Source organism: Vibrio sp. 10N.261.55.A10 (genome assembly GCF_041470825.1).
Lineage (GTDB): Bacteria > Pseudomonadota > Gammaproteobacteria > Enterobacterales > Vibrionaceae > Vibrio > Vibrio crassostreae_C.
The window spans coordinates 67,234-81,603 of sequence record NZ_JBFRNC010000021.1 but is presented as its reverse complement, the minus strand read 5'-3'; the positions used below and the strand labels follow the sequence as shown (position 1 = coordinate 81,603).

Annotated in this window: 12 protein-coding genes; 10 read left to right on the top strand and 2 right to left on the bottom strand. The window is 44.7% G+C overall.

Annotation, left to right across the window (positions count from 1 at the left end; all coding sequences use genetic code 11):
• Positions 1-75 precede the first annotated feature (75 nt).
• Positions 76-1,659 carry an ABC-F family ATPase gene (locus AB4274_RS06025; protein ID WP_050650342.1) on the top strand — a complete coding sequence of 528 codons (1,584 nt, stop codon included), beginning with the start codon at positions 76-78 and terminating at the stop codon, positions 1,657-1,659.
• Positions 1,660-1,792: 133 nt separating this feature from the next.
• On the opposite strand, the gene AB4274_RS06020 is transcribed toward AB4274_RS06025, so the two are convergent.
• Positions 1,793-3,682 (bottom strand): methyl-accepting chemotaxis protein, encoded by a 1,890-nt coding sequence (locus tag AB4274_RS06020; protein WP_372111325.1) that lies wholly within the window; start codon positions 3,680-3,682, stop codon positions 1,793-1,795.
• A gap of 280 nt (positions 3,683-3,962) precedes the next feature.
• Complete coding sequence (locus AB4274_RS06015) at positions 3,963-4,787, bottom strand: formate dehydrogenase accessory sulfurtransferase FdhD (protein ID WP_017063873.1); 825 nt, start codon at positions 4,785-4,787, stop codon at positions 3,963-3,965.
• A gap of 397 nt (positions 4,788-5,184) precedes the next feature.
• Here AB4274_RS06015 and AB4274_RS06010 point away from each other — a divergent pair, with 397 nt between their 5' ends.
• The 9 genes from AB4274_RS06010 (at position 5,185) to AB4274_RS05970 (ending at position 14,186) form a co-directional block, all read left to right on the top strand.
• Positions 5,185-5,646, top strand: coding sequence for a DUF3305 domain-containing protein (locus AB4274_RS06010; protein WP_017059618.1), 462 nt, complete (start codon positions 5,185-5,187; stop codon positions 5,644-5,646).
• Positions 5,636-6,319, top strand: a complete 684-nt coding sequence (locus AB4274_RS06005) for a DUF3306 domain-containing protein (protein ID WP_372111323.1) — start codon at positions 5,636-5,638, stop codon at positions 6,317-6,319. The genes AB4274_RS06010 and AB4274_RS06005 overlap by 11 nt, the downstream gene beginning before the upstream one ends.
• 299 nt (positions 6,320-6,618) lie before the next feature.
• Positions 6,619-8,286, top strand: a complete 1,668-nt coding sequence (locus tag AB4274_RS06000) for a 4Fe-4S dicluster domain-containing protein (protein WP_372111321.1) — start codon at positions 6,619-6,621, stop codon at positions 8,284-8,286.
• A gap of 9 nt (positions 8,287-8,295) precedes the next feature.
• On the top strand, positions 8,296-8,934 hold the full coding sequence (locus AB4274_RS05995) for a molecular chaperone (RefSeq protein ID WP_017059621.1): 639 nt from the start codon (positions 8,296-8,298) through the stop codon (positions 8,932-8,934).
• A 78-nt stretch (positions 8,935-9,012) separates the two neighbouring features.
• Positions 9,013-9,213 (top strand): twin-arginine translocation signal domain-containing protein, encoded by a 201-nt coding sequence (locus AB4274_RS05990; RefSeq protein ID WP_008217926.1) that lies wholly within the window; start codon positions 9,013-9,015, stop codon positions 9,211-9,213.
• 10 nt (positions 9,214-9,223) lie between these two features.
• Positions 9,224-12,079 (top strand): formate dehydrogenase subunit alpha, encoded by a 2,856-nt coding sequence (locus AB4274_RS05985; protein WP_017063869.1) that lies wholly within the window; start codon positions 9,224-9,226, stop codon positions 12,077-12,079.
• 11 nt (positions 12,080-12,090) lie between these two features.
• On the top strand, positions 12,091-12,699 hold the full coding sequence (gene fdh3B / locus AB4274_RS05980) for a formate dehydrogenase FDH3 subunit beta (protein WP_004742271.1): 609 nt from the start codon (positions 12,091-12,093) through the stop codon (positions 12,697-12,699).
• Positions 12,700-12,712: 13 nt separating this feature from the next.
• Positions 12,713-13,786 (top strand): formate dehydrogenase subunit gamma, encoded by a 1,074-nt coding sequence (locus tag AB4274_RS05975; RefSeq protein ID WP_017068194.1) that lies wholly within the window; start codon positions 12,713-12,715, stop codon positions 13,784-13,786.
• Positions 13,770-14,186 (top strand): hypothetical protein, encoded by a 417-nt coding sequence (locus AB4274_RS05970; protein ID WP_017059624.1) that lies wholly within the window; start codon positions 13,770-13,772, stop codon positions 14,184-14,186. The genes AB4274_RS05975 and AB4274_RS05970 overlap by 17 nt, the downstream gene beginning before the upstream one ends.
• Positions 14,187-14,370 lie beyond the last annotated feature (184 nt).

Below are 14,370 nucleotides of genomic sequence, written 5' to 3'. Positions count from 1 at the left end.
TTGCAATCAATACTTGCAGTTAAAGCCCTGAACAAGTAACGTTGCGGCGTTTTTCACATTAAAAAGGTAATGGCATTGATCTCCACAGCAAATATCACCCAACAATTCGGCGCTAAGCCACTTTTCGAAAATATTTCAGTTAAGTTCGGCGAAGGCAACCGCTACGGTTTAATCGGCGCGAATGGCTGTGGTAAATCGACGTTCATGAAGATCCTATCTGGTGAACTTGAGCCAAGTGCTGGTAACGTAAGCTACGATCCAAACGAGCGCGTTGCTAAGCTAAACCAAGACCAGTTTGCTTACGAAGAATTCACGGTAATCGACACGGTTATCATGGGTCACAAAGAGCTTTGGGCTATTAAGCAAGAGCGTGACCGCATTTACTCTTTGCCAGAAATGAGCGAAGAAGACGGCATGAAAGTGGCTGACCTTGAAGTTCAGTTCGCTGAAATGGACGGTTACATGGCAGAAGCTAAAGCTGGTGAGCTTCTTCTAGCGGTAGGTATTGAAGAATCAATGCACTTCGGTCTGATGAGCGAAGTAGCACCGGGTTGGAAACTTCGTGTTCTATTGTCTCAAGTGCTGTTTGCAGACCCGCATATCATGCTTCTTGACGAACCAACGAACAACCTGGACATGGACACCATCAAGTGGTTGGAAGACACGCTAAACCAACGTAACTGCACAATGATCATCATTTCGCACGACCGTCACTTCCTAAACTCTGTTTGTACACACATGGCTGACCTTGATTACGGCGAACTTCGTCTATTCCCAGGTAACTACGATGAGTACATGACGGCTGCGACTCAAGCTCGTGAGCGTCTACTGTCTGACAACGCTAAGAAGAAAGCGCAAATTGCTGAACTTCAAACGTTCGTATCTCGTTTCTCTGCTAACGCATCGAAAGCGAAGCAAGCAACGTCTCGTGCTAAGCAGATCGATAAGATCCAACTAGACGAAGTTAAAGCGTCTAGCCGTCAAAACCCATTCATCCGTTTCGAACAGTCTAAAGAGCTATTCCGTAACGCACTTGTGGTTGAAAACCTATCTCAAGGTTTTGAAGAAGACCTATACAACAAGTTCGACGGTATTTTCGAAGTAGGTGAGCGTGTTGCTATCATCGGTGAGAACGGTGTGGGTAAAACAACACTACTTAACACACTAGCTGGCGCTCTTGAGCCTCGCACTGGTGAGTACAAGTGGTCTGAAAACTCAAACATCGGTTACTACGCTCAAGATCACGCACATGACTTCGAACAAGACATGAACCTGTTTGATTGGATGAGCCAATGGCGTCAAGAAGGCGAAGACGAGCAAGTTGTTCGTGGCTTCCTAGGTCGTATGCTATTTGGTCAAGACGACATTAAGAAATCTGTAAAGGTTATCTCTGGTGGTGAGCAAGGTCGTATGCTTCTTGGTAAGATCATGATGCATAAACCAAACATCCTTCTAATGGATGAGCCAACAAACCACATGGATATGGAATCTATCGAAGCGCTTAACTTGGCTCTTGAGAACTACAAAGGCACATTGTTCTTCGTATCTCACGACCGTGTATTCGTAGACTCGCTTGCAACTCGTATCCTTGAAATCAAAGATGGCAAGATCAACGATTTCCGCGGTACTTACGCTGAGTTCTTGAAAGCACGCGGCTAATACCGTGTAGCGAGAGCTGATACGTAATAACACGTTAGTACGTATTCAAAATTATAAAGGCCTCTATCTTGGTAATAAGATAGAGGCCTTTTGTTTTTCCATACCACACGAATCAACTAGCTTGCGCTATTCACTAATACTTAAATTGCGCGACAATCTTCTCTAGCTTCACACTCACACTCGAGACTTGTTCACTGCAACGCACCGACCCAGAAACCACAGTATAGGTATCACTAGCAAGGTGAGCGATATCAGTAATGTTTCGGTCAATCTCAACCGAAACCATCGATTGCTCTTCAGACGCTGTTGAGATCTGGCTGTTTAAGTCAAACATCTCGCCAACTTGAAAGTGTATTCCTTCTATCGCATTCACCACGTCTTTGGTTTGGTTTTTCACCAGCTCAGTTTGTTCTAAGCTCGCTGTCATCTTAGCGACGGTCTTGTCTATCCCAGTGGTTAAACCATGAATCGTAGATTCTATTTGATGGGTTGAATCATTGGTCATTAGTGAAAGCTCTCGTACTTCGGATGCTACCACAGCGAAACCTCGTCCATGATCGCCAGCACGCGCCGCTTCAATCGCAGCATTAAGTGCCAATAGGTTAGTTTGCTCAGCAATACCTTGAATAGTCGTCACCACCTGATTGATTTCACGGCTTTGTTCTTCAAGCTGAACGATGAGATCCTGAGACTCTGCAATGTTTTCTACTAAGACATTAATACTGTCGTTGGTTGATTGTGTCTTTTGTAGCGCTTGATGGGCATTTTCTTTGATCTTCTCGGCATTGGTTGCGGCATTTTCGATATTCGCCGTCACCTCATTACTCGTCATCACTAACTCGTTAACTGCCGTCGCTACCGATTCAGATTGCTGCTTTTGTTTCTCTGCATTGCTCATGCTTTTGACTGCCGCTTCTTCAGAACTGCATGAACTGTCTGTCAGCACCGTCATCACGCCGGATAGCTCTTTGATGTTGCCGTGCAGTTTATTGATGAAGGTATCGAACGAGTGAGCAAGTTGAGCCAGTTCGTCGTTACCTTTGGCGTTCATTCTGACAGTTAAGTCTCCATCTCCATTTGCAATAGACTCCATCATCACGTTTATCGCTTTGATACGACCCAGGATGTTGCGACCGATGAACACCAATAACAGAGAAAGCAGAGCGACGATAGCTGCACCAAACAGATGTAACATGTTTTGTGTGTTTCTAACTGCCGCTGTAATCGCTTGGCTTATCTCATTCTGCACTTCTTCAACGGCTTGTTCTGTTTGATGAACATTACTACGTAAGGCGCCTCTAAGCCCCAACTCTGCAGACAAACCTAGATTGCTGTTAGCAACCAACAGAGTTTCAACCGCGGCCTTATATTCGGAATAGGCTTGTTCAGTCGCAATCGAAGTTTGGGAGTAGGGTTCAAACTCAACAAGAGCATTGGTTAACGCCGCATTCGTTTGGCTATTAATATGTGCGAGGTAATGGAAGTCTTTTTCGATCAGCTCTAACAACGCAAGTTCCAGTGCCAAACTTGATTCTGATTCGATTGCTGATTTCAGCGCTGTTCTTTTTCCATCGAGGGTTGCGACAAAGCCTAAAGGTGGGGTTGTGCGTTCAATGTCGTTCACTTGATTGACGATCTGATGGAACTGTTTCTGGTACTGATGAAGGGTATCGGAGATTTTAGTCATTTGATCGGTAAGGTGAAGCTCGTGCGAGGTTAGGGTTTGGTTCAACGTCACCAATCTTTGATTCAATGTGTCGGCAGTTTTATCGAAACGCTCTGCGTATTTTTGATCGTGTCGAGACAAGAAGTCTTTCTCATGTCGCCTAAGCGTTAATAAATCGACTGAGCTTCTGAGGTTTTCGGTCGCAGCGAGCTCCAGTGATTCCAATTTGTCTAAGCTGAACTGCTCGTAGATGGCATAGATAAAAACAGAAATAAACAGGGTGAGGTTGATTAAAATAAACTTACTGCGAATAGAAAGAGACAGCGGTCTACGCTGAGGTTCCGATTGATTACTCATGGTTAATTCCCTTTAAGCCGGTGACGTTGATATTCATCTTTAACTTTTATTAATAGATTCATTAAATTGATGAATATGTAACTAATAGCTTATTGGAGTGTTAAATCAAGATTTGCTTTAGGAAAAGCTAATTTAAGACATGATACGTGTAGGTTTAGATGGTCTGAAGCGTGAAACCTGTATCGGGGACGAATTGGAATGGAAACTTAAGGATATAAAAAAGGTGCAGCTGATACTGCACCCATTTAACAAATTAACTAAGCACGAGTTAACTTTACGTTTACTGCTCGCCTTTGACGTCAAAATCTATCTTGTCTGCACCTGTAAAGACTTGGAAGCGCAAGCCTTTAGCACGAGCAATCGTTGTTATGCCGAACTTCTGCGCTAAATCTAAGCCCATTTGTGTAACGCCAGAGCGTGACAGTAGAACAGGGATTCCCATCTGCGCAACCTTAATCACCATCTCAGACGTTAAACGGCCTGTGGTGTAGAAGATCTTATCTTCACCTGTCTCTTTGTTAAGCCACATCTCACCAGCCAATGTATCAACGGCATTGTGTCGGCCAACATCTTCAACAAACGATAGAACCTTGTCGTCTTTGCAAACAGCACAGCCATGAACCGCACCCGCTTTCTTGTAGGTGTCGTTATAATGAGTCAGCGCTTCTAGAGCCGTATAGATTTCAGATTGCTTAATCTTGGTTTGAGGCACTTGGTAATCTTCCAATTGCTTCATCACGTTGCCATACATGGTACCTTGGCCACAGCCAGAGGTAACTGTCTTCTTCTTAAGCGCTTGCTCAAGTTGGCTCGTATCTTCTTTGGTGATAACCGCTGCTGAGCTGGTTTCCCAGTCGATGATGATTGATTCAACGGCTTCTGGATCAGAAAGGAAGCTTTGGTTTTTCAAATAACCCAAGACTAATGCTTCCGGGCGTGAACCCAATGTCATTAGAGTTACGATCTCTTTCCAGTTCAACATAACGGTAAGAGGGCGCTCGCACGCAATTTGTTTCGTTAGCTTTTCGCCATATTCATCAAACACTTCAACTTCGATGGTCTGAAGTGGGTTTTCACTGGTTTTTATTATGTTTGGTTTTACCACAGTCACGTCCTACTTAATGAGATAGCGATTATAAGGGATAAGAAGTTAGGCAAGAGTCATCATACGACTCTTTAGAATACATGCGTTCTCTGTCACTTAGTCAGTCTTAGCTTTAACTCAAGCATTTAGCAATTCTCATTCCAAAATAGCGGCTATTCGAGAAAACATGAAGCATTCGATTAAAATAGCGCAAAATATGAGAGTTCACCGAGACTAACTGTCTCAAACCAGCGCGATCGACTAACGTTATAGGGGTAACTTTACGACAAACGCACTAAAGACGGAGCAGGACTTAAAATGTATTGGCGTGTTTATTGCTTTATGGGGTGTATATGATTGCGCACAGTACAAAATGTCCTAAGTGCATTCAGACCAAAGAAAATCAATTGGGTGAAGTATGTCTGAGATAAAAGAATTCAAAGAACAATATGAAAAAACAGAAGCAGCTTGGCCAATCGGTGTCCAAAGAATAGAGAAAGAGATCAAAACTGGCATTTGGGTAACAACTCAATGGGAACTCATCGGTTTTGAATTATCACCTGAACATGAAACCCCAGACGTATGTTTGCTTCAGTTGCACAAAGACGAACGTACCGACTACCGCTTCAATCTAAGCTCTCAGCAACCTAAGCTATTCTTAGTTATGGATAATGTTGACTCCGGTAAACCTATTATTCAATTACTGACAGCATCACAAACAGTCGCAGGCCAATACATGGACGGAGATAACCAAGTATTGTCTTACGACATGCCATTGCCTGTACAAGCTTGGATGGAAGCATTCATCGGTCGTCATGGCGAGTTATTAGAAGCAAGACGTAAGAAACGTAAAGGCGCGGGTCGATCAAATGGCAACTAACTTTTTTAGCCGTTGGTCTCAACGAAAGCTTGATGAATCAACCGACCAACCTTTAGAAGCGCAACAAACGCTTGAGGAAACTGAGCTTACTTCCACTGAGGCTTCGTCTGCTGCTTCATCTATAGACGCAGAAACATCGGAGTCACTAGAACGTGGAACTTTGGAAAAAGAGTCTCCAGAACACGCTGTCGATTCTCAAACTATTGACTCTCAGGAGATAGCATCAGAAACGACTGAAGACTTGTCTGTTGCTCAATTATTGGTGTCAGAAGCTTCAGAAAGCGTAAAAAAAGCGGCATTGCGTAAATTATTCCTCTCAGAAGAATTCAACGTTCGTGATGGTTTAGATGATTACGACGACGATTACAGTAATTTGAAGTCTCTTTCTGAAGGGGTTGCGGAAACCTTGCGTGATTGGGTTAAAGACAAAACGGAAGAAGAAACTGCGCCAGAAGAAGAGCAAATCATTGATAATAAAGACGAAGGTGAAGTTTTAGAAAATTCTGAAAGCGATCTTGAGGTATCTGATAATAAACTTGAAACGTCAGAAAGTGCCGAAATAACCGAACAAGAAAAAGAACTGTGTAAAAACACAGTATCGGATAATAACGCTACAATGTCAGACGAAGCAGACCTTAAAGAGGTGGGACAAAATATACCACACAAAGAATAGGTACATTTTGACTAAACACTCAATGAACCGCTTGCGACAAAATGTCCCAAGCGGTTTTTTTATACGCACAATAAACGTTATATAGGATTAAATCACTGAAATATAAGGCATATTAAATTGGCATGGCATTTGCAAAATAACGTTCATTATCAACTTTTTTGTAGATAGACGAGTTCACGGTCTGACGAACGACACACTGGCTAAAGGGTTAGTTGTTAACGGATTACTCAGCAAGTTCTCTCTCGCTTACTACAATAAAGGTTGAACAGATTATCCATGTCCAAAGATGGAACTGAGCAATGCTTAAACAATTATTAGAACAAGCAAATTCAAATAACGCTAAAGCAAGACTGTATGCATTTGAAAATACAGTTGAGTTAACAAATCTGATTCCACCTACTGTTAGCTACGAAAGCGGCGGTAATACACTTGTTATTGGTCCAACTGCGATCATTGAAAGTGCTGCGGCTCAATTACCTCAGTTAACAAGCCTAACACTGCTTTCGACAGATGGTGTGAAGGCGACGAATACTGAGTCAGAGCTTTACTACGCAAATGCTGTTCAGGTTTCAGGGTTCCTTGGTACGTTCGAAGTTCTAATCGAAAACAAAGGCCGAACCAATAACCTTGCAAAAGTAGCAATCAATCATGACTGTTTTGATGTGGTTTTGGACTTATGTCTGAATAGCTGCATGACTGAAGAAGTGCCTGTTCCTGGTTATTACCCAGTAGGTCGTGGTTATCCAAAACTGGCTGAAGCGTTAGAAGAAATTCCTACGTTAATGGGCACGTTTGATAAGCCTAAGTTCTTCCGTTTGGACACAGACCTATGTGCACACAGTTCTCGTGGTGTTAAAGGTTGTGAGCGTTGTGTTGATGCTTGTCCTGCTGGTGCACTTTCAAGTGAAGGCTCAGATAAGACGGGTCATAAGATCGAGATTAACCCTTACCTATGTCAAGGCGTGGGTACTTGTGCAACGAGCTGTCCGACAGAAGCGATTACCTATGCGCTTCCAAACCCTGACGACACTCAAAAGTTTATTGAACGTACGCTAGCGAACTATGAGCAAGCGGGCGGTCTGGATCCCATAGTGCTTATCTGTAGCTCGCGTCATGAAACCTATAACGTGATGGCACTTAAGGCGCTACCAGATAACGTGATTCCAATTGTCGTAGAAGAACTGCCATCTATTGGTATCGATACTTGGTTTGCAGCTTTAGTTAATGGCGCAACTCAGGTTCTGTTTGCCGCATCTCGCTTTATGCCAGAAACGATCATTCGTGTTCTGAATAACGAAGTAGGGATTGCTCAAGAACTACTAGATCAAATCGGTATTCCAAAAGAAACCATCGATATTCTGTACTTAGAATCTCTACGTGAATGTCCTCCAACACTTTGTGTGGATTCATTCGACCTTGCACTTGGCGATCTTCAAGGCAACAAGCGCCAACGTCTATTTACAGCACTTGATGCGATGTCTTCAGCTCGTATTCCTGTTGAAAATATTGTTGAGCTTCCGTCAAACGCACCTTACGGCAACGTTTCGTGTGATAGCAAAGATTGTACGTTATGTATGAGCTGTGTGGCTGTGTGTCCGACACGTGCGCTTCATACCGACGGGGCTTCTCCATCACTTAAATTTGTAGAACAAGACTGTATTCAATGTGGCTTGTGTGAAAAGGCATGTCCTGAAAATGTTCTGACTCTTACGCCTCGTATGAACTGGGTAAAAGAAGAACGTCAAAAAGCAGTTGTGATTCATGAAGAGAAAGCTGCGGAATGTGTACGTTGCCATAAACCATTCGCACCTCAGTCTATGATTGACATGTTACAGAACAAGTTACGCGGTCACTCTCACTTTTCAGATGAAGCAGCGATTAATCGTATTGCTATGTGTGAAGACTGCCGTGTGGTGGATATGTTCGATTCAATGGCTCAAGACCCATTGAAACAATTGAAATACTAGGAGTTAGCCTTGGAAACGAATTTGGATCAGGCACAAGAACAGACACTAAGAACTGAGATCTATTTGGTTCTATCCGCACTGTTTCGCAGCGCACCTTCTGAAGAGGTGATCGACTTTCTAAAAACACTCGATATTGAAGCGTCTGAAAGCGCAATGCAAAAGGCTTGGATTGCCATTCAACAAGCGGCAACAGAATCAAACCGTGAAGCTCTTGAAGACGAATATCAAGATTTGTTCATCGGTATTGGGCGTGGAGAAGTCGTTCCATTTGGTTCTTGGCATCGCACTGGCGCCATGATGGAAAAACCATTGGCAGAGATTCGTCATGACTTAGAGCTTTTAGGCATTGAGCGTGACGATCAAGTGAAAGAGCCGGAAGATCATATCGCAGCACTGTGTGAAGTGATGGCGATGCTAACGGCTGAAGAAGAAGCACTGCAACAGGCGGTATTCAATAAGCACCTTGGCCCTTGGTTTAACTCTTTCACGCGTCAGCTTGAAGGGGCAGAAAGCGCGAACTTCTACAAATCGGCCGCTCAACTGTGTGAAGCATTCTTAACGTTAGAACAAGTGCGTTTTAGCGTGAATACAAAAAGCAGTAAGCACAAATTAAAGATTGATGTGAAAAACGTCACTGATTACGAGTAATCGAGCAGTACGCGATTATATCGATAGAGGGGCATTAAGCCTCCAAAAAAAGATCTACCGTAAGGTAAGGAAGCAATGATGAAAGATAATAAAGATATAAATACAAGCCGTAGGGATCTACTCAAAGGCTTGACGACTGCAGCCGTTGCTGGTGCCGTTGTCGCTGGTACAACTAAAGTGGCAACCGCTTCAGAAACTGTTGAAATTTCGAAAGAAGACGTGAAGAAGACAGGGTATCGTGAGACGCAACACATTCGCGATTACTACGACACACTTTAGGAGATAACGGATGAAACTTGTCAAACGCTCCGATAGTGTGAGCAAAGAAACCAATCAGCTAGGTGTGTCTCGACGTGCCTTCATGAAAAACACTTCATTAGCTGCTGGTGGCGCAGTGGTAGGCGCAAGTCTATTTGCACCAGGTATGATGAAGAAAGCACAGGCTAAATCAGTCGATCCAGAAGCGAAAACAGAAGTGAAACGTACTATCTGTTCTCACTGTTCTGTGGGTTGTGGTATCTACGCTGAAGTTCAAAATGGCGTATGGACAGGTCAAGAGCCTGCATTCGATCACCCATTCAACGCTGGTGGACACTGTGCGAAAGGTGCAGCACTTCGTGAGCACGGCCACGGTGAACGTCGTCTTAAGTACCCAATGAAATTGGAAGGCGGTAAGTGGAAGAAGCTTTCTTGGGAACAAGCGATTGAAGAGATCGGTAACAAAGCGCTAGAACTTCGTAAAGAGTCTGGCCCTGATTCAGTTTACTTCCTAGGTAGTGCGAAACACAGTAACGAGCAAGCTTATGCATTCCGTAAGATGGCTTCGCTTTGGGGCACCAACAACGTTGACCACCAAGCACGTATTTGTCACTCAACCACAGTAGCCGGTGTTGCGAACACTTGGGGTTACGGTGCAATGACAAACTCGTTCAATGACATGCACAACTGTAAATCGATGCTGTTCATTGGTTCAAACCCAGCAGAAGCTCACCCAGTAGCGATGCAACACATCTTGATCGCGAAAGAGAAGAACAACTGTAAGATCGTTGTTGCGGATCCTCGTCGTACGCGTACTGCTGCGAAATCAGATCACTACGTTTCTCTTCGTCCAGGTTCTGACGTTGCGTTTATCTGGGGTGTGTTATGGCACGTCTTTGCAAACCAATGGGAAGACAAAGAGTTCATTAAACAACGTGTATTCGGCATGGACGAGATCCGTGAAGAAGTCGCGAAGTGGAACCCAGCAGAAGTTGAACGCGTAACTGGTGTTAGTGAAAAAGACGTATACCACACCGCGAAACTACTTTCTGAAAACCGTCCGGGTTGTATCGTTTGGTGTATGGGTGGTACTCAGCACACGACTGGTAACAACAACACACGCGCTTACTGTGTACTTGAGCTTGCGCTAGGTAACATCGGTAAATCAGGCGGCGGTGCAAACATCTTCCGTGGTCACGATAACGTACAGGGCGCAACTGACCTTGGCGTACTGTCAGACACACTTCCAGGCTACTACGGCTTGTCTGAAGGTTCTTGGCGTCACTGGTCAAAAGTTTGGGATATCGACTTTGACTGGGTGAAAGGCCGTTTCGACGACAACGCATACGGCGGTCAAAAACCAATGAACAGTGCAGGTATTCCTGTATCTCGTTGGGTTGATGGCGTACTTGAAGACAAAGACAAGATTCGCCAACGCGAAAACATCCGTGCCATGTTCTACTGGGGTCACGCGGTGAACTCTCAGACTCGTGGTCCAGAGATGAAAAAAGCGATGCAGAAGCTGGATATGATGGTTATTGTTGACCCATACCCAACGGTTGCAGCGGTAATGAATGATCGTACCGACGGCGTTTACCTGCTACCAGCAACGACTCAGTTTGAAACCTACGGCAGTGTAACGGCGTCAAACCGTTCTCTACAGTGGCGTGACAAGGTTGTTGATCCTCTATTCGAATCTAAACCTGACCACGAAATCATGTACCTGCTTTCTAAGAAGCTTGGTTTCTCTGATCAGCTGTTCAAAAACATCCGTGTTGAGAACAACCAACCACTGATTGAAGATATTACACGTGAATTCAACAAAGGTATGTGGACAATCGGCTACACAGGCCAAAGCCCTGAGCGTTTGAAAGAGCACCAACAGAATTGGCACACATTCCACAAAACGTCTCTAGAAGCAGAAGGCGGTCCAGCAAATGGCGAGACTTACGGTCTACCTTGGCCATGTTGGGGCACACCAGAGATGAAACATCCGGGTACACACATCCTTTACGATACGTCTAAGACGGTTGCTGAAGGTGGTGGTAACTTCCGTACTCGTTTTGGTGTTGAGTTTGAAGGTCAAAGCCTACTGGCAGAAGACAGCTACTCGAAAGGCTGTGAGATCAAAGACGGCTACCCAGAGTTCAGTGACAAACTACTGAAACAACTGGGTTGGTGGGATGATCTAACTGCAGAAGAGAAAGCGGCTGCTGAAGGCAAAAACTGGAAGACTGACGTTTCAGGTGGTATCCAACGTGTGGCAATTAAACACGGCTGTATCCCATTTGGTAATGCGAAAGCACGTGCGATTGTTTGGACATTCCCAGACCGTGTACCACTGCACCGTGAGCCACTTTACACGCCACGTCGCGACCTAGTTGCTGATTACCCAACGTGGGACGACAAAGAAGCTATCTTCCGTGTTCCTACGCTTTACAAGTCGATTCAAGAGCAAGACAAATCTGGCGAATACCCGATTATCCTGACCTCTGGTCGTTTGGTTGAGTACGAAGGTGGTGGTGAAGAAACCCGTTCTAACCCTTGGCTAGCAGAACTACAGCAAGAGATGTTTGTTGAAGTGAACCCGAAAGATGCAAACGACATCGGCTTTAAAGACGGTGACGATGTTTGGGTTGAGGGTGCAGAGAAGGGCCGTATTAAGGTGAAAGCGATGGTTACACGTCGTGTGAAACCGGGTCTGGCATTCATCCCATTCCACTTCGGTGGTAAGTTCCAAGGCGAAGATTTGCGTTCTAAATACCCAGAAGGCACTGATCCTTACGTTATTGGTGAAGCTGCTAACACAGCAACCACATACGGTTACGACCCTGTCACCTTGATGCAGGAAACGAAAGTAACCCTTTGTAATATTCGTAAAGCGTAAGGAGTCTTAAAATGGCTAGAATGAAATTTCTTTGTGACACCAAGCGTTGTATCGAATGTAACGGTTGTGTCACTGCATGTAAGAATGAAAATGATGATGCTCTGGAATGGGGTATTCAACGTCGTCGCGTTGTGACACTGAACGATGGCGAACCAGGTGAAAACTCTATCTCAGTAGCGTGTATGCACTGTACTGATGCGCCATGTATGGCAGTTTGTCCTGCAGACTGTTTTGAACATACAGAAGACGGCATCGTACTTCACAATAAAGACCTATGTATTGGTTGTGGTTACTGCTTGTTTGCTTGTCCGTTTGGCGCACCTCAATTCCCTAAACAGGAAGCGTTTGGTGAGCGCGGTAAGATGGACAAGTGTACCTTCTGTGCTGGCGGCCCAGAAACAGAGCCAGGTTCTGTTGAAGAGCGTCAAAAATACGGTGCGAACCGTATTGCTGAAGGCAAACTGCCAATGTGTGCTTCGCTTTGTTCAACTAAGGCACTGCTAGCGGGTGACGCAGAGAAAGTTTCTGATGTTTTCCGTCAGCGTGTTGTTGAACGTGGTGCGAAAGGTGCAGGTTGGACAGACGGCAACGACCTTTCTTACGATGCGACTAAGAGCTAAGTAGGAGAGACATATGCTTACAATGTTTAAGCGTCTCTTCCTTGTAGTGCTGCCAATGTTGGCAGCACTAACAATGCTTTCTCCTATGAGTCATGCATCTGAGACGAACTCATCACAAACTCAATCGAGCTCTGCTCAACGAGAAATCACACAACTTGCTGGCGCCGATTTTTGGCGACAAGTGAGAAACGGTGAGGAAGGTTACACCACATCTCAATCAGCTGAGCATGGTGTGTTGATCAGTACTCCAGGTCAAACGTGGTACATATTGAAAGAGAAGTGGATGTCACCAGCCGGTGCCGTCGCTATCTTTGGCAGTATTGCTTTCGTGACTTTGATGTACGTTGTGATTGGCCCGCTAATGCTAAGCGCGCCAAGAACAGGCCGTAAGATCAAACGTTGGTCTCGACTAGACCGTGCCTTGCACTGGAGTATGGCGTTTACCTTCTTAACACTGGCGTTCAGTGGTTTGATGTTGGTTTACGGTAAGCACTTCTTGAAGCCGTACATTCCAACAGACCTTTGGGGCTTCATCGTTCTATTGGCGAAGCAATACCACAACTACATCGGCCCGATTTTCTATGTGCTGTTGATGGCTGTTCTCATCAAGTGGTGGCGCAAGTCTATTTTCAAGATGGTCGATGTACAGTGGTTCATGAAACTGGGTGGTATGGTCGGGAAACATAAAGGTTCTCATCCATCTGCAGAGTTTTCGAACGCGGGTGAAAAAGCACTGTTCTGGCTATTGATTGTTATGGGTAGTGTGGCTGCGATCAGTGGCTTGGTTTTAGACTTCCCAATCTTCGGTCAAACCCGTCGAGATATGGAGCTCTCAAACCTAGTCCACATGTTGGCTGCTTTGATCCTTATCTGTGGTTTCGTGTTCCACATCTACATCGGCTTGTTCGGTATGGAAGGGGCACTAGAAGGCATGGTAACAGGCGAAGTTGATGAGACTTGGGCTAAAGAGCACCATGATCTTTGGTACAAAGAAGTGATGGAACAAGAGAAAAACGGCGTTGAACAAAGCGCTAACGCAGCAACAGAGAAAACGGAAGGGGTGAATAAGAATGAACAAACCTCATAAAGGTATTTGGGTCGCTTACATACTAAGCTGCTTTACGCCATTTACTTGTCTTCTCTCTGGTGTGGTTGCCATCATCTACGCGGGCTATCGTTTAGATAAAGGTGAAGACGGCGAAGTAGTGGATACCCATTACTACGGCTTGATTCGCTCGTTCTTCTTGAACTTGACGTTCTTTGTTGTACTTATCGTGACAGTAGCGACCTCTAATGGCGTGTTGATCGGTGTTAACGATTACTGGTATCAAAACCACATTATCGATGACATCGCTTACTACATCCCGTATGTCGGCATGTTGTTTGGTGGTGTTGCGATTGTGGTTTGGTTTATTCGTATGTATCAAGGTATGCAGCGTTTAAGTCAAAACCTACCGCAAAACCCGACAACAGGTCCAAACTTGTAGTCGAGCATAGACTTACTAGATAGCGAATTATCTAGCACAATAGTCCTTTTGAAAGCCCAATGATTTCGGTCATTGGGCTTTTTGTTTCTAATCAGCAACAAAACTGAATGAAGCATGGTATTGACCGCTTCAATATGGTGCAACTCCCTTAATTGGTGCAATTCTTGTTTCAATTTTTACGCTT